Annotated in this window: 19 protein-coding genes and 1 pseudogene; 7 read left to right on the forward strand and 13 right to left on the reverse strand. The window is 58.2% G+C overall.

The genetic code is table 11. The features are described from left to right. Positions 1-114 precede the first annotated feature (114 nt). On the forward strand, positions 115-1,332 hold the full coding sequence (alaC, locus tag CKW38_RS06435) for an alanine transaminase (RefSeq protein ID WP_077574233.1): 1,218 nt from the start codon (positions 115-117) through the stop codon (positions 1,330-1,332). A gap of 176 nt (positions 1,333-1,508) precedes the next feature. Here the strand turns inward: alaC and CKW38_RS06440 are convergent, their stop codons facing one another. Next, on the reverse strand, positions 1,509-2,864 hold the full coding sequence (locus CKW38_RS06440) for a GntP family permease (protein ID WP_095112245.1): 1,356 nt from the start codon (positions 2,862-2,864) through the stop codon (positions 1,509-1,511). Between the two features lie 82 nt (positions 2,865-2,946). Beyond that, a complete protein-coding gene (locus tag CKW38_RS06445; RefSeq protein WP_095112246.1) occupies positions 2,947-3,480 on the reverse strand; it encodes a gluconokinase in 534 nt (177 codons plus the stop codon). A gap of 215 nt (positions 3,481-3,695) precedes the next feature. Here CKW38_RS06445 and CKW38_RS06450 point away from each other — a divergent pair, with 215 nt between their 5' ends. Beyond that, positions 3,696-4,727, forward strand: a complete 1,032-nt coding sequence (locus tag CKW38_RS06450) for a LacI family DNA-binding transcriptional regulator (RefSeq protein WP_095112432.1) — start codon at positions 3,696-3,698, stop codon at positions 4,725-4,727. Between the two features lie 147 nt (positions 4,728-4,874). Here CKW38_RS06450 and CKW38_RS06455 read toward each other — a convergent pair whose 3' ends face one another. Beyond that, positions 4,875-5,747, reverse strand: coding sequence for a LysR family transcriptional regulator (locus tag CKW38_RS06455; protein WP_095112247.1), 873 nt, complete (start codon positions 5,745-5,747; stop codon positions 4,875-4,877). Positions 5,748-5,869: 122 nt separating this feature from the next. On the opposite strand from CKW38_RS06455, the gene CKW38_RS06460 reads away from it, so the two are divergent. The 3 genes from CKW38_RS06460 to CKW38_RS06470 all read left to right on the forward strand — a co-directional run bounded on the left by CKW38_RS06460 (position 5,870) and on the right by CKW38_RS06470 (position 8,561). Beyond that, a complete protein-coding gene (locus CKW38_RS06460; RefSeq protein ID WP_095112248.1) occupies positions 5,870-6,310 on the forward strand; it encodes a PACE efflux transporter in 441 nt (146 codons plus the stop codon). A 125-nt stretch (positions 6,311-6,435) separates the two neighbouring features. Next, the gene (locus CKW38_RS06465) at positions 6,436-7,860 is read left to right on the forward strand and encodes an MFS transporter (RefSeq protein WP_095112249.1); all 1,425 of its coding nucleotides are present in this window, start codon (positions 6,436-6,438) and stop codon (positions 7,858-7,860) included. A gap of 155 nt (positions 7,861-8,015) precedes the next feature. After that, entirely contained in the window at positions 8,016-8,561 is a 546-nt protein-coding gene (locus tag CKW38_RS06470) for a hypothetical protein (RefSeq protein WP_007917816.1), read from the forward strand. Positions 8,562-8,700: 139 nt separating this feature from the next. Here CKW38_RS06470 and CKW38_RS30610 read toward each other — a convergent pair whose 3' ends face one another. The 6 genes and pseudogenes from CKW38_RS30610 to CKW38_RS06495 form a co-directional block, all read right to left on the reverse strand. Further along, entirely contained in the window at positions 8,701-9,240 is a 540-nt protein-coding gene (locus tag CKW38_RS30610) for a methyl-accepting chemotaxis protein (protein ID WP_225919999.1), read from the reverse strand. Between the two features lie 3 nt (positions 9,241-9,243). After that, positions 9,244-10,020, reverse strand: a pseudogene (locus CKW38_RS30615) (PAS domain-containing protein); the annotation flags it as partial. 582 nt (positions 10,021-10,602) lie between these two features. Beyond that, positions 10,603-11,616 (reverse strand): ABC transporter substrate-binding protein, encoded by a 1,014-nt coding sequence (locus CKW38_RS06480; RefSeq protein WP_095112250.1) that lies wholly within the window; start codon positions 11,614-11,616, stop codon positions 10,603-10,605. Further along, complete coding sequence (locus tag CKW38_RS06485) at positions 11,613-12,140, reverse strand: sigma-70 family RNA polymerase sigma factor (protein ID WP_095112251.1); 528 nt, start codon at positions 12,138-12,140, stop codon at positions 11,613-11,615. Before CKW38_RS06485 ends, CKW38_RS06480 begins: the two co-directional genes overlap by 4 nt. Before the next feature lie 196 nt (positions 12,141-12,336). Then, positions 12,337-13,128 (reverse strand): phosphate/phosphite/phosphonate ABC transporter substrate-binding protein, encoded by a 792-nt coding sequence (locus CKW38_RS06490; protein WP_095112252.1) that lies wholly within the window; start codon positions 13,126-13,128, stop codon positions 12,337-12,339. A 140-nt stretch (positions 13,129-13,268) separates the two neighbouring features. Then, on the reverse strand, positions 13,269-14,210 hold the full coding sequence (locus CKW38_RS06495; RefSeq protein ID WP_095112253.1) for a fatty acid desaturase: 942 nt from the start codon (positions 14,208-14,210) through the stop codon (positions 13,269-13,271). 325 nt (positions 14,211-14,535) lie between these two features. On the opposite strand from CKW38_RS06495, the gene CKW38_RS06500 reads away from it, so the two are divergent. Beyond that, positions 14,536-14,952, forward strand: coding sequence for a GNAT family N-acetyltransferase (locus CKW38_RS06500; RefSeq protein ID WP_095112254.1), 417 nt, complete (start codon positions 14,536-14,538; stop codon positions 14,950-14,952). A 123-nt stretch (positions 14,953-15,075) separates the two neighbouring features. Here CKW38_RS06500 and def read toward each other — a convergent pair whose 3' ends face one another. From def to CKW38_RS06515, 3 genes are all read right to left on the reverse strand, one after another. Continuing rightward, positions 15,076-15,615, reverse strand: coding sequence for a peptide deformylase (gene def, locus CKW38_RS06505; protein ID WP_038362614.1), 540 nt, complete (start codon positions 15,613-15,615; stop codon positions 15,076-15,078). Between the two features lie 2 nt (positions 15,616-15,617). After that, positions 15,618-16,568, reverse strand: a complete 951-nt coding sequence (locus CKW38_RS06510) for a YihY/virulence factor BrkB family protein (RefSeq protein WP_007917840.1) — start codon at positions 16,566-16,568, stop codon at positions 15,618-15,620. A gap of 164 nt (positions 16,569-16,732) precedes the next feature. Then, entirely contained in the window at positions 16,733-16,924 is a 192-nt protein-coding gene (locus CKW38_RS06515; protein WP_007917841.1) for a CsbD family protein, read from the reverse strand. Positions 16,925-17,121: 197 nt separating this feature from the next. Here CKW38_RS06515 and CKW38_RS06520 point away from each other — a divergent pair, with 197 nt between their 5' ends. Further along, complete coding sequence (locus tag CKW38_RS06520) at positions 17,122-17,499, forward strand: hypothetical protein (RefSeq protein ID WP_007917843.1); 378 nt, start codon at positions 17,122-17,124, stop codon at positions 17,497-17,499. Between the two features lie 246 nt (positions 17,500-17,745). On the opposite strand, the gene fadD1 is transcribed toward CKW38_RS06520, so the two are convergent. Further along, complete coding sequence (gene fadD1, locus CKW38_RS06525; protein WP_095112255.1) at positions 17,746-19,443, reverse strand: long-chain-fatty-acid--CoA ligase FadD1; 1,698 nt, start codon at positions 19,441-19,443, stop codon at positions 17,746-17,748. Positions 19,444-19,777: the final 334 nt, after the last annotated feature.

Consider the following 19,777-nt stretch of genomic DNA (forward strand, 5'->3'; position numbering starts at 1 on the left):
GTTTACAAACGGGCTGGACAGTATGCCATCACTGACCTTATCTTCCGCCACAGGTCACCGCAGTGACCAGCGTCGCTCGGACGGTTCCGGGCGCTTACGTTATCCGAGGCAACAATGGCTGAACAAGGTTCGCCGCGCCGCTTTGCGCGCATAGATCGACTCCCCCCTTACGTTTTCAACATCACCGCCGAGCTGAAGATGGCCGCGCGTCGTCGTGGTGAAGACATCATCGACTTGAGCATGGGCAACCCCGACGGCGCCACGCCGCCGCACATTGTCGAAAAACTCGTGCAAGTTGCGCAACGCGAAGACACCCACGGTTACTCCACATCCAAGGGCATTCCACGCCTGCGCCGGGCGATTTCCAATTGGTACAAGCAGCGCTACGAGGTCGATATCGACCCGGAAAGCGAAGCCATTGTCACCATCGGTTCCAAGGAAGGCCTGGCGCATTTGATGCTGGCGACCCTCGATCAGGGCGACACCGTACTGGTGCCGAACCCGAGTTACCCGATTCACATCTACGGTGCGGTGATAGCCGGCGCCCAGGTGCGTTCGGTGCCGCTGGTGCCGGGCGTGGACTTCTTCGATGAACTGGAACGAGCGATTCGTGGCTCGATTCCGAAGCCGAAAATGATGATCCTCGGCTTCCCGTCGAACCCGACCGCGCAGTGCGTGGAGCTGGATTTCTTCGAACGGGTGATCGCCCTCGCCAAGCAGTACGACGTACTGGTGATTCACGATCTGGCTTACGCCGACATCGTCTACGACGGCTGGAAAGCCCCGTCGATCATGCAAGTACCGGGCGCCAAGGACATCGCGGTGGAGTTTTTCACCCTGTCCAAGAGCTACAACATGGCCGGCTGGCGCATCGGTTTCATGGTCGGCAACCCGGAACTGGTCAACGCGCTGGCGCGGATCAAGAGCTACCACGACTACGGCACTTTCACTCCGCTGCAGGTGGCGGCGATTGCTGCGCTGGAAGGCGATCAGCAATGCGTGCGCGACATCGCCGAGCAGTATCGCCAGCGTCGCAACGTACTGGTCAAAGGTCTGCATGAACTGGGCTGGATGGTCGAGAACCCGAAGGCGTCGATGTATGTCTGGGCGAAGATTCCCGAGCAGTACGCGCATCTGGGTTCGCTGGAATTCGCCAAGAAATTGCTGGCCGAGGCTAAAGTTTGCGTCTCGCCGGGGGTTGGTTTTGGTGAGTATGGCGATGATCACGTGCGCTTTGCGCTGATCGAAAACCAGGACCGGATTCGTCAGGCGGTGCGCGGGATTCGCGGGATGTTCCGGGCGGATGGCTTAGTCGCAAAAACTGGCGGCTAACACAAAACCTGTAGGAGTGAGCCTGCTCGCGATAGCGGTGTGTCAGTCACCGTAAATGGCACTGATACACCGCTATCGCGAGCAGGCTCACTCCTACAAGGGAATGTGTCCGGCCTCGAAATTTCACCCACAAAAAAACCGCATCGCTGCGGTTTTTTTGTGCCTGAAAGAAACGCTTAAACGAACAGCGACAACAGCAGGATAAAGCCCAACGCGACGATGGACAGGATGGTTTCCATCGCCGTCCAGGTCTTGAACGTCTCGGCCACGGTCATGTTGAAGTACTGCTTCACCAGCCAGAAACCGGCGTCGTTCACGTGCGACAGAATCAACGAACCGGCACCGGTAGCGAGTACCAGCAGCTCACGGTTCACACCCGGAATCATCCCCACCACCGGCACCACAATGCCCGCGCCGGTAATGGTTGCCACAGTCGCCGAACCGGTTGCGATACGAATCACCGCTGCCACCAGCCACGCCAGCAGGATCGGCGAGATCTGCGCACTAACGGCCATGTGGCCGATCACGTCGCCGACACCGCTGGTGACCAGCATCTGCTTGAAGCCGCCACCAGCACCGATAATCAGGATGATCGCCGCGGTTGGCGCCAGGCTTGCGTCGAGCCACTTGAGCATTTGCTGGGAACCGATGCCCTGCTTGTGCCCGAAGGTGTACAGCGACAACAGCAACGCCAGCAGCAGTGCCGAGATCGGGTGACCGATCATGTCCATCCAGGTGCGGAAGAAGTGACCGTCCGGCAACGCCACGTCAGCGAAGGTTTTCAGCAGCATCAGGAACACCGGCAACAGCACGGTGATCAGGGTGATGCTGAAGCTTGGCAGCTTGGTCGAGTCGTCGCTTTCACGGGCCAGTTGATCGACCAGTTCCTGATTCGGGTGACCCGGAATGTGCTTGGCGATAAACGTACCGAAGATCGGACCGGCAATGATTGCCGTCGGCAGCGCAACGATCAGACCGTAAAGAATGGTCTTGCCGATGTCAGCACCGAACACGCCGATGGCCAGCAGCGGGCCCGGGTGCGGCGGCACCAGACCGTGCACGGCGGACAGGCCGGCGAGCAACGGGATACCGATCTTGATGATCGACACGCCGGTGCGACGCGCAACGATGAACACCAGCGGAATCAGCAGGACAAAACCGATTTCGAAGAACAGCGGAATGCCCACCAGGAACGCGGCGAACATCATCGCCCACTGGACTTTGTCTTTGCCGAACGCACGGATCAGGGTCTGGGCGATTTGATCCGCCCCGCCCGACTCGGCCATCATTTTGCCGAGCATGGTGCCCAGCGCAAGGATGATACCGACGAAACCGAGGACGCCACCGAAGCCGTCCTGGAACGCCTTGATGATGGTGCCGATCGGCATACCGGAGGTCAGACCGAGGAACGCAGCAGCGATGGTCAGGGAGATAAATGGGTGAATCTTGAATTTGGTGATCAGGATAATCAGGCCGATTACCGTGACCACTGCATCGAGCAGCAGGTAGGCGTCGTGGGACATGCCAAACATTGGGGGTGTCTCCTGGATTGTTGTTGTTATTAAAGCGGGTTAAACAGAAGTCGGGAGGACAGCGCTATCTCTTTCAACACACTCATACCGCCTGTTTCAGACCGTGGGCCTGCCACCAGACGTGAGCCTGGGACGCCAGTTCTTCAACGCTGTGGATCGAGGCATTCAGGGCCAACGTCAACGGTTCGCCCTTGGGCGACTCGAGGGTGGCGAACTGGCTTTCGATCAGCGTGGCCGGCATGAAGTGGCCCGGACGATGGGACACACGCTCAGCGGCAACTTCAGGGGTCAATTCGAGAAACACGAAGCCCAGGCCCGGCAAGGCACTGCGCAACACTTCGCGATAACTGTGTTTAAGGGCCGAGCAGGTCAGCACCGGACGTTTGCCCGATGCATCGACGCGACGCAGTTCATCGCACAGGCTGTCGAGCCAGCCGGCACGGTCGTCGTCGTTCAGGGGGATCCCCGCGCTCATCTTTTCGATGTTCGCGGCCGGATGGAAAGTATCGCCTTCAATGGCAGTCGCGCCGCTCAATTGGCACAGGGTCTCGCTGACGCACGTCTTGCCGCAACCGGCAACGCCCATGATGACCAGGGCGGTGATGGGATGACTCATATAACACCTCAGCGCGCAGACAGCGCTACCTTTGCTAGCTATGACTCTAGTGCACAGGCAGAAGTTGCCGACGCCTTCTTGTCGTTTTTTTGGGTTGCAGCAGGTTTGTTCCCAACACCAAAAAGCGAAGATCAGGCAGGACCTCGCTTACGCATTTACAGCTGCATCAGGACAGCGCTACCTTAGTGCCTTGATTTTTGTTTGGCAAGCCGTCGATGACCCCCCCTAAAAACGATAAAAATACCCGCACCACCGGCCGTCCCACCCTGAATGAAGTTGCCCGCCTCGCCGGTGTCAGCCCGATTACCGCTTCTCGCGCCTTGCGCGGGGTCAGCACCGTGGCCACAGAACTAGTGGAAAAAGTGCAGAAAGCCGCCCTCGAACTCAACTATGTGGTCAACCCGGCCGCCCGCGCTTTAGCCTCGGCGCAGAGCCATTCGGTGGTGGTGTTGGTACCGTCGCTGTCCAACCTTTTGTTTATCGACACGCTGGAAGCCATTCATCGGGTGCTCACGCCCAAAGGCTTCGAAGTGCTGATCGGCAACTTCCACTATTCACGCGATGAAGAAGAAAACCTGCTGCGCAACTACATGGCCTATCAGCCGCGCGGTTTCTTGTTGACCGGGTTTGACCGCACCGAAAGTTCGCGACGGATGATCGAGGCGAGCAACATTCCCTGCGTGTACATGATGGAACTGGACAGCGCCGCCGGGGTGAATTGCGTCGGATTTTCGCAACTGAGTGCCGGTGAAACGGCGGCCGAGCATTTGCTCTCCCGTGGGCGCAAACGTCTGGCTTACATTGGCGCGCAACTCGATCAGCGCACGTTGTTGCGTGGCGAAGGCTTTCGCAAAGCGTTGCAGAAGGCCGGGCGTTATGACCCGGATCTGGAAGTGCTGACGCCTCGCTCTTCATCGGTGGGCTTGGGCGGGGAACTGTTTTTGCAGTTGCTCGCGGCGCATCCGGATGTTGATGCGATCTTCTTTGGTAACGACGATTTGGCCCAGGGCGCTTTGCTGGAAGCGCTGCGCAATGGCATCAAGATTCCTGAGCAAGTGGCGATTCTTGGTTTCAACGACTTGCCGATGTCCGAACACATGGTGCCGCGCTTGAGCAGCATCAATACCCCGCGTGAAGCGATTGGCCGGCGCGCGGCGGAGCAGATGCTGACGTTGATGGCCGGTAACAGCGTCGCGCGCCCGGTTGAAGACATGGGCTTTGAACTGAAGATCCGCGAAAGCACCTGACCCTTCACAAACGCTGAGTTGAAACACAACCCTTCACCGATCGTTCCCACGCTCTGCGTGGGAATGCCTCAACGGACGCTCCGCGTTCGGCTTTTGATGGGACGCAGAGCGTCCCGGGCTGCATTCCCACGCATAGCGTGGGAACGATCAACCGCCCAACAATTCGACGAGGGCATGCGCGCCCTTCTGCAATGGCTGGCTCTTGAGCCACACCGCGTGCACCGGCATCACCAGACCGTTTTCGATGTTGCGAAAATTCAGCCGTTTCAGTCGCCCGGAGTCGATCCGCGGCTGCACCACCGACAGCGGAAAGTTACCCCAACCCAATCCCGCCTCGACCATTTCCATCGCCGTCTCAAGGCTGTCCGTGCGCCAATACGACTCCGCCACCAACGGTCGCGTCTCACTGATCGGCAAGTCGCGACTGGCGACGATGATCTGCCGCACATGCACCAGATCTTCAAGAAACACATCCTGCCCCTGCAACAACGGGCTGTCCGCCGCCAGCGTGGCGATCATCCGCTCGCTGCCGACAAACTGAAAACGCTCCAGCACATTCATGCTCAGCCCGGCGAACGCCAGGCACACGCTGACCCGGCCGCTGTGCAGCATCGCCAGCACGTCATCTTGCGGCGCGGTCAGCACTTCGATATCCAACAGCGGATGCCGCTCGGCGATCTCCTTGATTGCCGCCAGCAAACGACGGCGGTCGATGTCCGCGACCACGCCGATCGACAACTTGCTCTCCAGTCCCAACGACAACTCCACCGCGTGCACTTGCAGTTGCTTGAGCTGCTCAGCGATCAGCCGCGCATGGGGCACCAGCGACAGCGCCATCGCCGTGGGTTGCGGTTCGCGATGGCTGCGGTCGAACAGCAGATAACCCAGTTCGGCTTCAAGGTTGCCAATGCTCATGCTGACGGCGGAAGGCACCCGACCCAATGCGCGAGCCGCCGCTGAAAACGAGCCGCGCTCAATCACCGCAAGAAACAGCTCGATACTGTCGCTGTTGAAATTCACCCTGAACACCTATCAATAGAACTGAAAGTAGCTGACTTTTTCTGTCAGCCCTATTGAAGCTATCTTTCGCCGCCTTCGCCAGTCCCGCTGGCCAACAAACGGCAAGAAAGAGGCAAATCCCCATGCAAGGCGTCAAACGCAAACTGGTCTACGTGTCGCTCTACGAAGTGATCGGCATGACCTTCTCCGCCCTTGGTCTGGCGCTGTTGTCCGGCACCTCCCCGGGCAGCACCGGGCCGCTGGCGGTGATCATCACCACCATCGCCGTCACCTGGAATTTCATTTACACCTCGATGTTCGAGCACTGGGAAAGCCGCCAGCAATCGCGCACCCGCACGGTGAAACGACGCATTGCTCACGCCGTCGGCTTTCAACTGACGCTGATCGTGTTCCTGATTCCGTTGATCGCCTGGTGGATGAACATCAGTCTGGTGCAGGCGTTTCTGCTGGATCTGGCGCTGATCATTTTCATCCCGTGCTACACGTTTGCCTTCAACTGGCTGTTCGACCGGATCTTCGGCTTGCCGGCCTCGGCGTTGCCAGATTCGGCGGCTGCGGCATAAATCGTTAATTCGTAAACAGATATTGCAAGGAATCAGCGGTTTACCCGGTTAAACCGCCGATAATCACAATCCGTTAACTCCGATAGCAGGCTAAGCTTTTCCATCAATAAAAAATGGATCAGCCCATGACTGCACACGCCCCCGCCGCCGCGCAAAGCGACGGCATCGACCCGATCCGCGCCGCTCAGGTGTCCGCCCGCATCGATCGCCTCCCGGCGGTCGCGACGATTTGGAGCTTGGTGGCGCTGCTGTCAATCGGTGGTTTCTTCGAACTCTACGATCTGTTTCAGACCGCCTACATCAGCCCCGGTCTGATCCGCGATGGCATCTTCGCCACTGGTAATCAGGGCGTGTTCGGCTTCTCCGATCAGGCGGCGTTCGCCTCGGCGACGTTCCTCGGTCTGTTCCTCGGCGCCAGCCTGCTCAGCCCTTTGGCTGATCGTTTTGGTCGTCGCGCGATCTTCACCTTCGCGCTGGTCTGGTACACGGTGGCGACGGTGTTGATGGGCATTCAGAGCTCGGCGCTGGGCATCATTTGCATGCGCTTTCTGGTTGGCATCGGTCTGGGTATCGAACTGGTGACCATCGACGCTTACCTCTCGGAACTGGTGCCCAAACGCATGCGCAGTTCGGCATTTGCTTTTGCGTTTTTCGTGCAGTTTCTGTCGGTGCCCGCGGTGGCGTTGATGTCATGGTGGCTGGTGCCGCAGGCGCCATTCGGCGTGTCCGGCTGGCGTTGGGTGGTGTTGGCGAGCGCGGTGTTTGCGCTGTTTATCTGGTGGCTGCGCAAGCGTCTGCCGGAATCGCCGCGCTGGCTCGCGCAACATGGCCGCTTTGATGAAGCCAAGCGGATTCTCGATGGCATCGAAGCACGATGCGAGAAGGATCACGGTAAACCGCTGGATACGCCGGAAACCGTTCCGGTCGACGTCGAAGGCAAGGGTCGCTTCGCCGACATCTGGCAGCCGCCGTATCGCCGCCGCGCGTTGATGCTGATTGTCTTCCACATCTTCCAGGCCATTGGGTTCTTCGGTTTCGGCAACTGGCTGCCGGCGCTGCTGTCCGGTCAGGGTGTCAGTGTCACCCACAGTTTGATGTATGCGTTCATCATCACCCTCGCCTACCCGCTCGGGCCGCTGCTGTTCGTGAAGTTCGCCAATCGTTTCGAAAACAAATGGCAGATCGTCGGCTCGGCCCTCGGCGCGATGACCTTTGGCACCCTGTTCGCCCTGCAGACCAGCGCGTTCGGGCTGATCTTCTGCGGGGTGATGATCACCTTCTGCAATGCCTGGTTGAGCTTCAGTTATCACTCTTACCAGAGCGAACTGTTCCCGACCAACATCCGCGCCCGCGCTGTGGGTTTCTGCTATTCGTTCAGTCGTTTGTCGACGGTGTTCAGCAGTCTGTTGATCGGCCTGTTTCTCGACAACTTCGGTACGCCGGGGGTATTGGCATTCATCGTCAGCAGCATGCTGATCGTGATGGTGACCATCGGCTGGTTCGGCCCGCGTACACGCAATCTGGCGCTGGAGAACATTGCCCATCGCTGAGGGTGGCAACGGTCATCCTCTGCCGCTTATCGGCAAGGGATGACCGCCACGCACACCTGGCCAATGGTCAACTTGTTGAAATAAAAGGACTTACTTAGAAGGCACGGTAATTGCTCCGATACGCCAGTCAGCAATTACCTTCAGGTCCACACATCATGTTGATCAGTGCCAAACAACAGCAAATCATTCATCTGCCCAAAGCGCTGAATGACGATGCGACGTCCACTGCTGCCGCCGGTCTGCAGGGTGGTCTGCACGGCGCCATGCTGCAAACCCTGCAAAACCAGACCCAGGCGCAAACCGCCGAAGCCACCGCCAAGGTGCAGGACTCGGCCACGCAGATTGCCACTCAGCAAGTCAGCGAAGCCACGCGCATCAGCGACAACGTCGACGAAGCGTTCGCCAAGACCCGCGTCAACCTGCAAGCCACCGATGCCACCACAACCTCGGCAAAGTCCGCCACCGACGAGTTCAAGGATTACATGAGCAAGACGCCGGAACAGCGTCTGCGCGACAGTATCCTGCAGTCGATGGGGCTGACCGAAGACGACATCAAAGCCATGCCGCCGGAGAAACAACTGGCCATCGGCAAAGAGATCGCCGAGCGCTTGCAGGACAAGATGAAGTTGGCGCAGGCGGAGAAAGACAACGATGTGAAGGACAGCGACAAGCAGGCGGGCAAGTTTCTCGCTGCGCTCTGAGACCACGGATTCCAGGCTACCGCACGGTATCCCTGTAGGAGCTGCCGAAGGCTGCGATCTTTTGATCTTGCTTCCAACAACGAATCAAAAGATCGCAGCCTCGTTCCACTCGACAGCTCCTACAGGCCACTTTGTGGAATCAGTTCAGTTGCAGGGTTTCATTGAACTGGCTGATCGCATCCACCACATGCCGGGAGCCCTGCTGGATTTCCAGAATCACCTCCCCCGCCTCATTCGCCAGCTCAACCCCGAGCCCGGTGCGGCTCAGACTTGATTGCATGCTCGACACCGCACTCAGCGACAGGTCATGGTTTTTGCGCACTACCTCGACAATCTCCAGCGTCGCCTGACTGGTGCGCGCCGCGAGGCTACGCACCTCATCCGCCACTACCGCAAATCCGCGCCCATGCTCCCCGGCCCGCGCCGCTTCAATTGCCGCGTTGAGCGCCAGCAAGTTGGTCTGATCGGCAATGCCGCGAATGGTCTGAACGATGGTGCCGATGATGTCCGACTGTTTGCTCACCGCATCGATACTCGCCGCTGCTTCGTTGAGGTCGCGGGAAATGTCCTGAATGATCTGCACGGTTTGCTGTACGACCTGTGAGCCTTTTTGCGCGCAGGCGTCGTTTTGTACCGAGGTGCTGTGGGCCGATTCGGCGGCGTTCTGCAAGGTGGTCATTTGATGGGTGATGTCGCTGGCGAACTTCACCACTTTGTACAGGCGGCCTTTGGCATCGAATAACGGGTTGTACGAGGCTTCGAGATAAACCATCTGCCCCGACTTGTTCTTGCGCTCGAAACGGTGCGAGTGATATTCGCCACGGTTGAGCGAGGCCCAGAATGCCTTGTACTGCGCAGACTCGGCTTCGGCACGATGGCAGAACAGGCTGTGGTGATGACCGACGATTTCGTTGAGCGAGTACTGCATGGTCTTGAGGAAGTTGTCGTTGGCGGCAATGACATTGCCTTCCGGGGTGAACTCGATCACCGCCATGGAACGGCTGATCGCCGCCAGCATGCTTTCTTCTTCGTGCTCTTTATTCACCCGAGCGGTGATGTCGGCAGCCACTTTGATCACGCTGTGGACTTGCTTGTCCGGGCCATACACCGGCATGTAACTGGCTTCGAGCCAGACTTCCCTGCCGGCCTTGTTCAAACGCAGAAAAGTCCCGCTGATCGGCTCACCGCGAGCCAGGTCACGCCATAATTTGGCGTACTCCTCGCTGCGATAGAAAGCCTCTTCACAAAACACCCGATGATGTTTGCCACGCACTTCATCGGCGCTGTAGCCCATGGTCTTGCAGAAGTTTTCATTGGCATCCAGAACGATGCCGTCAGGGCTGAACTCGATCATTGCCATCGAGCGGCTGATCGCCGCCAACTTGGCGTTGGCCTCGGTCAGGGCGCAGCTGAAGCGCTCGATTTCCTGCAGGTCAGCCTTGTGATGTAGGTTGAACATGGTTGTATCACCTTCCGCGCGGACTTTTGATTTGATGAAAGTTCAGTTCTTTCACGATCCACCACTACGTTCCACAGAACAGGCACACGCATTCCTCCACGGGAGGAAGTTGTCAGGTGATAAATGATGATCAATCGGAGCGTCCATGCAGCGACGCTCTAATCAAGACATCCTTCTCTTGATAGCCCGCACGCGGGCCAGCCCTAACGCGTTGAAGAACTTCCATGTAAGCGACGCTCCTTGTTGGTTCAGTGTCGGTGCCTTGGGTTGCGCACTCTGGCAGCATGAATTCACGGACTAACGCTGTGCGTCCGGCAAGTTTTGACATGACGGTCGACATAGTTAGTTATGGGAAGCATAGCCAGTGCAAAGACCTGCGCAAGGCCACTAGTCGGCCAGTATCTGGCACTTTTTGCACAAGAAACGGTTCAGCGCGGGAAGAATTGTTGCCGGGGCAGACGCTTTCGCTGGCAAGCCAGCTCCCACAGGATTCTGCGCTTCTGCAAATCAGCGCAATTCCTGTGGGAGCTGGCTTGCCAGCGATGAGGCCATTACAAACACTACAAAAACGACAGAAACGACTTACAGACTTCCAGTCACCTTGGTCGCCACCTCTGCAGGCACCCAAGGCTTCCAGACCTGCGGCTGATCACGCAAAAACGCCTGCGCTACCACCCTCGGCTGCAAACGTTTTTCACTCATCCCGGCCAGGGTCTGATTCAACAGATCGATCGGCAAATCAACCTTTTCAAAAAACGTCACCAACTCCGGATACTGCGCCTTGAACGGCGCCGATACGCCAATCGCCAGGCTCGCCGGCATTGAGCGGGTGCCCTTGGGGTTGGGATTGTTGGCATCGGCCAGGGTCTTCCAGGCCTCGGCATCGAATGGCGGTTCCTCCAGTTTGACCAGTTTGAATCGGCCAAGCAGCGGCGTCGGTGACCAGTAGTAGAACAACACCGGTTTGCCCCGTTTGATCGACGATGCCACCTCGGCATCCAGCGCCGCGCCGGAACCGGTGCGGAAGTTGACGAAGCTGTCATTTAGCGCATAAGCCTTGAGCTTCTGGCTGTTGACGATCTCCGAGGTCCAGCCGGTCGGGCTGTTGAGGAAGCGCCCACGCGACGGATCTTCCGGGTCGCGGAACACGTCTTTGTAGCGCGGCAGATCCGCCACCGACTTCAACTCCGGCGCCAACGCTTTGATCCCGCGCTCAGGGTCGCCCTTGATCACATACTCAGGTACCCACCAGCCTTCGGTGGCGCCTTTGACCGTATCGCCCAAACCGAACACCTTGCCTTCGGCGGCCGCCTTGACCCACGCCGGACTACGCCCGGCCCATTCTTCGCCAATCACCTGAATATCGTTTTTCGCCAATGCGGCCTCAAGGCTGACCGTACTGCCGGGCAACGTGTCGGTCGGGTAGCCATAGCCTTTTTCAACGATCAGGCGCAGCACTTCGGTGATGAAACTGCCGCTCTCCCAAGTGATGTCGCCGAAATGGATCGGCGCGGTTTTCTCCGTCGCCGAAACAGCACCAACGCTGAGGCTCAGAGCCAGCAACGACGTGCCGAGCAGGGTTTTGATCGATCTCATGCGGACCTCTTGTCTTGCAGGAATTGGTTGGCGCTGTGGCGATCGCACAACGCTTGGGAACGGTTCATGTAAACGCTGACCGAGCGCTGGGAGATACCCAGTTCGGTGGCGATTTGCGGGTAGGTCAGGCCGTCGATGCGGGCGAGCAGAAACGTCGCGCGGACTTTGCCGGGCAAGCGCTGCAAGCTGTGGTCGAGTCGAGTGAGCGTTTGCGATTGCTGGACGAATTCTTCAGGCGAGGCGGCGTAATCAATGTCGATTGACTGGCGATGACGACGCTCCAGATCAGCACGTCGCCAGCGCTGATACAGCAGACGCTGGGCGATGGTCGTCAGCAAGGCGCGAGGTTCACGAATGGCCGTCAGTGCCGGGGCCTCGAGCAATTGGGCGAAGGTTTCGGCGGCAATGTCTTCGCTGCCGGCCGCGTCATGCAGATGACGGTGCAGATAAGCACAGAGCCAGCGATAGTGGGCGCGAAACAGGCCGTCCACGGTGTGACGATGGGAAAGGTCGGCGCCGGACATAGGGGCTCCTTGATGAGGGGTCGCTGAATGTCCGGTGTTCCGGTGGCGCGATCGTAGCAAGGCGCCTTATTCTTTAATAATATTTAAATTTCATTTTTATATTCTACTCGAGAATATAAAAACTAAAGATCGCAGCCTTCGGCAGCTCCTACAGGTGTACGCATTCGATGTAGGAGCTGCCGAAGGCTGCGATCTTTTAGCGTAAGTGGCTATAGCCCCATTCTTCAGCCTCACGTTGATAGTCGAGCAGGATCTGATAATCGCTTTCGCTGGCAGCAAGCACCTCAGGCAACCCCAAGGTCTGCGCGACCTCGGGCAGTTCGCGCAAAGTCAGATTCATCATCCGCCGCAACGTCTCAACCTGCTCGTCCGTGGCGCTGGCGACGGTAATGAACGGCAGGGTCGGGCTCAGGGCGCTGCGCGCAATCACCCGCAAGGCGCTGACCTCTTGCGGCGCATGCTGCGCCAGGTAGGCGTAGGTAACGCTGTCGATGGCAGCCAGATCAGCGCGGTGTTCGCGCAGCCAGCGCAGGCTCTCGCGATGGCCGCCGCTGATGCCGACCGAGGCAAAGAATTGTCCGTTTTGCTGCAACGACGCCAGACGCTGACGCAGCAGGTTCATGCCACTGTTGGAATCTTCGCTGTTGATCACCCCTCGACTGTTTTGAAAGTCCGCTAGCGTTTTGCGTGAGTCATCAGCGCGGCCGAGGATCAGGCTGCAATGATTGCCGGCGCTGGCGTCAGGCAGTTCGTAGCGAGGACGTCCGACGATGCGCACTTGTCCGCGCAATGCAGTCATAAGCGGATAGCCGCAGGTTTGCGTGAGCAGCAGATCGGGGGATAACCAGAGTTCGGGCAACGACAGACCTTCAGCGCTCAGGCGAGTGTGGCCAAGCAGCTCAAGGATGCGCGCAATCCAGCGCTCATTCGCCGCGCGGATTGGCTCGGGGGCGACGTACATCAGGAGTTCGGTGTGGTGTTGAGCCATACACATATTTTCCGAGTTACAAATAGCCAATGGGGGAGCAAGCCTGCTCGCGATAGCGGTGCATCAGTGACATCTTCGGCGCCTGACACACCGCTATCGCGAGCAGGCTCACTCCTACAGGGTTTTGTGGTGTTCTTGGGTTAGTGGTAAGGATGCTCGGGGCTGTCGATTGGCTTCAAAACATGGCGTCGCCAGAACTCGCCATACCCGCGCACGAGAAACCCGCCACTGCGCGCGATCCATTGCTCGCGATGCATCCGGTAAACCTTGGGCAAGTCGTACCACGCAAGCTTGGGCAAGTCGTGATGCACCAGATGAAAATTCAGATTCAGAAATAACCAGCGCCACGGCCAAGCCGCTTCGTTCAACACCGTGCGCTGTTCGGGTTGTGCGTGGGGACGGTGTTCATAGTAGGAGCGGATCATCGCGATTGACAGCGCCGGTACGCTGATCAGCAGCAGGTAATGCCAGACCGGCAGCGCGCTGACACGGGCGACAAACCACAGCATCAATAATGTAAACGCACCATGAGTCAACCACATCAACCAGGCTTGGCGCTCGCCGTTTTTCAGCCGCTGCAACTGTTCTTTGGCCAACGCTAGCAGCGCCAGCGGGGCGCCAACCAGGAAGCGTCCGAGCACGGTTTTGTTCAACCAATGCAAGCTGCGCTCGAACAGCGAACTGCGCTGCCAGCCAACGCGGGTCAGATAGCGGCTTTCCGGATCGACGCCGGGCACGGTGAGATCCTCATCGCGGTGATGCAACAAATGGCTGTCGCGATACAGCGTGTACGGATACCACACGGCAAACGGCGCGTAGCCAAGGATCTTGTTGAAGCGCACCCAGCGCGTCGGATGCCCGTGCAGCAACTCGTGCTGCAACGACAGCCACAGCACCAGCAACGGGATCAGCAACAGCGTGCTCAAGCCACGACCGAGCCAGTGACTATTGAGAACAATGGCAAACCAGCCGCCATAGACGCCGATCAGCAACAGCCAGGTCGGCCATTCGGTGCGGGCGGTAAAGCGTTGGCGCAGGGTTTCGATCTGCTGACGATGGGCGGCGTCGAAGTAATGGGGCATGGCATTGCTCGGAACGGGATTCTTGCCCTTCTGTGCAACGACGCTGCGCAATCTTGCAGATTATTTTCGGGTTCAGGCAGGAGCCCGAGAACCGGGCTCCGGAAAGGCGTGATCAGTGACCGAAGATGTCGACCTTTTTGGCTTTCTTCTCTGCGCGTTTTTCAATCGCGGTCTTGGCCGGTTTCTTCTTCGCGGCTTTCTTTGAATCCATACCTTTGGACATGATGCGTACTCCACTCACAGGGGATGTAGGCTCAGGTATACACCTATCCTGTTGCGTGCGTTCTTTTATAATCGCCGCTTTCAGCGCCGACAGTCCGATCCCATGCCCGACACCCAATACAGCCTGCTCGACGAGTCGTTATGGCCGTTGATGAACAAGTTTTACCGCAACCACCAGTCCTCGATGAAAGCGGTTCGCGATGCGCAATTGTGGGTCGCGCGACGGGGCGAGATTGTTGCCGCGTTGTGTTTGCGACCGGTGGCGGGAGGGCACTGGTTGACCGGGCTTTTTGTTGATCCGGGATGTCGTGAGCAGGGGATTGCCGCACAGTTGATCGCGGCGGCGGTGCAGAATGTGAGCGAGCCGGTGTGGCTGTTCTGCCATCCGGATCTGCGTGAGTTTTATGAGCGGCGCGGGTTCACCTTCGACCCGGCGCTGCCCCAGGCGATGGCGGAGCGCTTGAGCCGGTATGCGCGGAGCAAGCCGATAATTGCGATGGAGCTGAGACCGTCAATCTGATGCAAAACCCTGTAGGAGTGAGCCTGCTCGCGATAGCGGTATGTCAGTGACATTTTCGGTGACTGACATACCGCTATCGCGAGCAGGCTCACTCCTACACGGGGATTGTGGTGTTCTCGGGGATTAGTCGTCGGCTGTGGGATCGAGGTCCGGGAACATCACTTCAGTAAAACCGAACTTGCTGAAGTCGGTGATCCGCGACGGGTACAACCGACCGATCAGGTGATCGCATTCGTGCTGCACAACCCGTGCGTGGAAGCCCGACGCAGTGCGCACAATCGGCTCGCCCTTCGGATCAAACCCTTCATAGCGAATCTGCTGATAACGATCCACCGCACCGCGCAACCCCGGTACCGACAGACAGCCTTCAAAGCCCTCTTCCGTCAGCGGACTCAACGGTGTGATCAGTGGATTGATCAGGATCGTCTGCGGCACCGCTTCAGCGTCCGGGTAACGTTCGCTGTGTTCGAAACCAAAGATCACCAGTTGCAGATCGACACCGATCTGCGGCGCAGCCAGGCCGACACCACCGACGCTTTCCATGGTCTGGAACATGTCGTCGATCAGTTGCCACAGCTCAGGGCTGTCGAACATCTCGGCCGGCACAGGCGGGGCGATACGCAGCAGGCGCTCGTCGCCCATTTTCAGAATTTCACGAATCATGATCAGACTTCGTCAGTGTCCGGCTTGAGCGAATGATCGCGGCCCAGGCCCGAGACGTGTTGTTTGGGATGTTCATCGAGTTCGCCGGGGACTTTCTCACCCGCATCCTTGCCCTCGCTGGACATGTGCTCGATCACCGCATTCATCTCGGCGCCAAGCAACAGCACCGCCGCGGAAATATAGAAATACAGCAACAGCACGATGATCGCCCCGATGCTGCCATACATCGCGTTGTAGTTGGCGAAGGTTTTCACGTAGAACGCGAACCCCAACGAGGCGATGATCCACACCACCACGGCCAGCACCGAACCGGGGGTGATGAAGCGGAACTCCTGTTTGACGTCGGGCATGACGTAGTAGATCAGTGCCACGGCGACCATCATCAGAATCACGATCACCGGCCAGCGCGCGATGGTCCACACGGTGACGATGAAGTCTTCCAGCCCCACCTGCGCGGCGATCCAGCCCATCACTTGCGGCCCGAGCACCATCAGCGCGGCGGCCACCAGCAGCATGCCGGCAATGCCGACGGTGTAGACAATCGACAGCGGGAAACGCTTCCAGATCGGCCGGCCCTCGACCACGTCGTACGCGGCGTTCATCGCGCTCATCATCAAGCGCACGCCCGCGGAAGCGGTGTACAGGGCGATAACGATACCGACTGAAAGCAAGCCACCCTTGGACTGCTGCAACTGGTCGATCACCGGATTGACCTGCTCCAGCGCCTGTGGCGGCAGGACCAGTTCCGATTGCAGGCGCAGCCAGGAGAAGAAGTCCGGCAGGTGCAGGAAACCGATCAAGGCAATCAGAAACAGAATGAACGGGAACAGCGAGAACAGCATCTGGTAGGCCAGTGCCGAGGCGTAGGTCGACATCTCGTCGTCGACGAATTCAGTGACCGTGCGCACCATCACCCGGTGCAGGGGCAGACCTTTCATGTCCGGAAAAATCATTCGCGTCTCCTTTCGCCGCAATACAGGTTGAAGTCGTGGCGACTCAGGGGCCGTTTTTTACATCAAGGTAGCCTGTTTGGCGAACCTTGCCGGGTCTCTGCAGAATTTCGACACAAAAACGGCCATCCTTGGATGGCCGTTCTTGTCTTTCGTTCAAGGCTGAATTACGCCTTGTCGACGCCTTTTTTGACCGCGTCCTTGGCTTTGCCGACCGCTTGCTGGGCCTCACCTTTTTTCTCTTGAATCTTGCCTTCGGCCTGCAGCTTGCTGTTGTCGGTGGCTTTACCGACGCCTTGCTTAACGTTGCCGACCGCTTCGTTGGCCATGCCTTTTACTTTATCGCCTGTGCTACTCATGGTGTTTCTCCTTGGTGCAATTAGGGGGAAAAGTCAGTACGTAATGATTGACTGGCCGGGTTTGCGCCAAGTTTCATTTATTTTCAGGGGTTCATTTCGTCGTCGCGTGCAGGTTGGGCTTTATGTTTGCGTGCGTAGCCCCGAGAATGCGCAACATATGGGCGCCAAGCGCCAGGAACTGATCCCGCAGGAATGTTATGAAACTCGATAAAACGCAGGCCATCGCCCGACGCAACAAGGAACTGGGCGGTGCCGTGCTCGGCACCAACAACTGCCATTTCGCCGAACTGAACCGTAACCGCAACATCTGGTGGTTCGACCTGCCAGTGTCGCGTTTGGCCATCGGTCAGTACGAGTGGATTCACTTGCTGATGCACACGCCGGCCACTGACGAACTGCTGCACCTGAAAGTGCCGACGGTGTTCCTGCGCGAAAAGCTTGAAGGGCTGGTGATTCGCAACGAAGGCAAGCGTAAAGCGGCATTGAGCCTGGAATTGAGTGCGGACAAGGATTCGTATCTGCAGGACATGCGTCCGGCGGGGACTAATGTGAATTTCGCGCCGTTCCGTCAATAGCCCTCACCCTAACCCTCTCCCAGAGGGAGAGGGGACTGACCGAGGTGTCTGGGCAAGGTACGCCGACCTGAGATATCGAGTCGAACTCAGGTTCTGAACAGCCCCCGATCGGCTCCCTTCCCCCTCGCCCCCCTGGGGGCGGTCCGACGTTTCGGGAGGGTTGGGGTGAGGGGGTAGATTTACCAAGCACTGCAAATCTACAGCCTGCCCCAACAAAAAGCCCCGCATCTGCGGGGCTTCGTGTTTTCAGGCGGCGGACTTGGCCTTGATCTTCTTCAGCTCTTCATCACGCAACTCGCGGCGCAGGATCTTGCCGACGTTGGTGGTCGGCAGCGCATCGCGGAATTCCACCGAACGCGGCACCTTGTAGCCGGTGACGTTGGCGCGCATGTGCTCCATCACCGTTTCCTTGGTCAGCGTGACGCCCGGTTTGGCAACGATGAAAATCTTGATCGCCTCGCCCGACTTCTCGTCCGGCACGCCGATGGCCGCGCACTGCAACACGCCCGGCAGGGTCGCCAGCACGTCTTCCAGTTCGTTCGGGTAGACGTTGAAACCGGAGACCAGAATCATGTCTTTCTTGCGATCGACGATGCGCATGTAGCCGTCCGGCTGGATCAGCGCGATGTCACCGGTCTTCAGCCAGCCTTCGCTGTCGAGCATTTCATCGGTGGCTTCCTGACGCTGCCAGTAACCCTTCATCACTTGCGGGCCTTTGACGCACAGTTCGCCGATTTCACCCAGCGGCTGCTCGACACCGTTATCGTCGATGACTTTGCACAGGGTCGATGGCACCGGAATACCGATGGTGCCGATCTGGATGTTCTGGATCGGGTTGACCGTGGCCACCGGGCTGGTTTCGGTCATGCCGTAACCTTCGCAGATGGCGCAACCGGTCACCGCTTTCCAGCGCTCGGCAGCGGCCAGTTGCAGAGCCATGCCGCCAGACAAGGTGACTTTCAGCGCGGAGAAATCCAGTTTGCGGAAACCTTCGTTGTTGCACAGCGCCACGAACAACGTGTTGAGGCCGACGAAACCGCTGAACTTCCACTTCGACAGTTCCTTGACCATCGCCGGCAGGTCGCGCGGGTTGCTGATCAGGATGTTGTGGTTGCCGATCAGCATCATCGCCATGCAATGAAAGGTGAACGCATAGATGTGGTACAGCGGCAGCGGCGTGATCAGGATTTCGCAACCTTCATTGAGGTTGGAGCCCATCAGCGCTTTGCACTGCAGCATGTTGGCGACAAGGTTGCGATGGGTCAGCATCGCGCCTTTGGCTACGCCGGTGGTGCCGCCGGTGTATTGCAGCACGGCAACGTCGCCGCTGTCGGGATTGGCTTCAGCCACAGGCTGGCCCTGGCCCTTGCTCAGCACGTCGTTGAACTTGACGGCTTTGGGCAGGTGATAGGCCGGCACCATTTTTTTCACGTACTTGATGACGCTGTTGATCAGCAGACGCTTGATCGGCGGCAACAGGTCGGCGACTTCAGTGACGATAACGTGTTTGACGCCGGTTTTCGGCACCACGGCTTCGGCCAGGTGCGCCATGTTCGCCAGGCACACCAGCGCCTTGGCGCCGGAGTCATTGAATTGGTGTTCCATTTCCCGCGCGGTGTACAGCGGGTTGGTGTTGACCACGATCAGCCCGGCGCGGATCGCACCGAAGACGGCTACCGGGTACTGCAGAACGTTGGGCAGTTGCACGGCGATTCGATCACCGGGCTGCAAATCGGTATGCTGTTGCAGATACGCGGCAAACGCACCGGACAATTCGTACAATTCACCGTAGGTGATTGTCTTGCCCAGGTTGCTGAAAGCCGGTTTGTTGGCGAAGCGTTGGCAGGATTGCTTCAACACTGCCTGAATGTTCGGATACTCGTCCGGATTGATGTCGGCAGCAATTCCAGCCGGGTATTTATCCTTCCAAAAGTCTTCGATCATGGAAGCCCACTCCTCAGCAACGCGAATTCTTCACCGCATTTGATGCGATTATTATTGGTGTGTGTTTGGTATTGGTGAATCTGGCTTTTATATAGGCCGAGAAGTCACAAAGCGCGCCGAGAGTAGCAGCTTTGCCAAGGGTCGACTAGAGCCAAAAACGGCCCCTACAGTCATTATCATGACTCAAGACTATCTAGCAGTCATTTTAGAGCAAAAATCCTAGAACAACCTTAAAGCCCCGGTTTTCGGGGACTTAAAGCAAAAGATCGCAGCCTTCGGCAGCTCCTACCCTGGAATGCGTTTCCTGTAGGAGCTGCCGCAGGCTGCGATCTTT

It is taken from the genome of Pseudomonas sp. Irchel 3H7, assembly GCF_900187605.1.
Classification (GTDB): Bacteria; Pseudomonadota; Gammaproteobacteria; order Pseudomonadales; family Pseudomonadaceae; genus Aquipseudomonas.

Excerpts from the sequence above, each read along its gene's own strand:
- alaC (WP_077574233.1), top strand. The coding sequence starts at position 115 with ATGGCTGAACAAGGTTCGCCGCGCCGCTTTGCGCGCATAGATCGACTC.
- CKW38_RS06440 (WP_095112245.1), bottom strand. The coding sequence starts at position 2,864 with ATGTTTGGCATGTCCCACGACGCCTACCTGCTGCTCGATGCAGTGGTC.
- CKW38_RS06445 (WP_095112246.1), bottom strand. The coding sequence starts at position 3,480 with ATGAGTCATCCCATCACCGCCCTGGTCATCATGGGCGTTGCCGGTTGC.
- CKW38_RS06450 (WP_095112432.1), top strand. The coding sequence starts at position 3,696 with ATGACCCCCCCTAAAAACGATAAAAATACCCGCACCACCGGCCGTCCC.
- CKW38_RS06460 (WP_095112248.1), top strand. The coding sequence starts at position 5,870 with ATGCAAGGCGTCAAACGCAAACTGGTCTACGTGTCGCTCTACGAAGTG.
- CKW38_RS06465 (WP_095112249.1), top strand. The coding sequence starts at position 6,436 with ATGACTGCACACGCCCCCGCCGCCGCGCAAAGCGACGGCATCGACCCG.
- CKW38_RS06470 (WP_007917816.1), top strand. The coding sequence starts at position 8,016 with ATGTTGATCAGTGCCAAACAACAGCAAATCATTCATCTGCCCAAAGCG.
- CKW38_RS30610 (WP_225919999.1), bottom strand. The coding sequence starts at position 9,240 with ATGACCACCTTGCAGAACGCCGCCGAATCGGCCCACAGCACCTCGGTA.
- CKW38_RS06480 (WP_095112250.1), bottom strand. The coding sequence starts at position 11,616 with ATGAGATCGATCAAAACCCTGCTCGGCACGTCGTTGCTGGCTCTGAGC.
- CKW38_RS06485 (WP_095112251.1), bottom strand. The coding sequence starts at position 12,140 with ATGTCCGGCGCCGACCTTTCCCATCGTCACACCGTGGACGGCCTGTTT.
- CKW38_RS06490 (WP_095112252.1), bottom strand. The coding sequence starts at position 13,128 with ATGGCTCAACACCACACCGAACTCCTGATGTACGTCGCCCCCGAGCCA.
- CKW38_RS06495 (WP_095112253.1), bottom strand. The coding sequence starts at position 14,210 with ATGCCCCATTACTTCGACGCCGCCCATCGTCAGCAGATCGAAACCCTG.
- CKW38_RS06500 (WP_095112254.1), top strand. The coding sequence starts at position 14,536 with ATGCCCGACACCCAATACAGCCTGCTCGACGAGTCGTTATGGCCGTTG.
- def (WP_038362614.1), bottom strand. The coding sequence starts at position 15,615 with ATGATTCGTGAAATTCTGAAAATGGGCGACGAGCGCCTGCTGCGTATC.
- CKW38_RS06510 (WP_007917840.1), bottom strand. The coding sequence starts at position 16,568 with ATGATTTTTCCGGACATGAAAGGTCTGCCCCTGCACCGGGTGATGGTG.
- CKW38_RS06515 (WP_007917841.1), bottom strand. The coding sequence starts at position 16,924 with ATGAGTAGCACAGGCGATAAAGTAAAAGGCATGGCCAACGAAGCGGTC.
- CKW38_RS06520 (WP_007917843.1), top strand. The coding sequence starts at position 17,122 with ATGAAACTCGATAAAACGCAGGCCATCGCCCGACGCAACAAGGAACTG.
- fadD1 (WP_095112255.1), bottom strand. The coding sequence starts at position 19,443 with ATGATCGAAGACTTTTGGAAGGATAAATACCCGGCTGGAATTGCTGCC.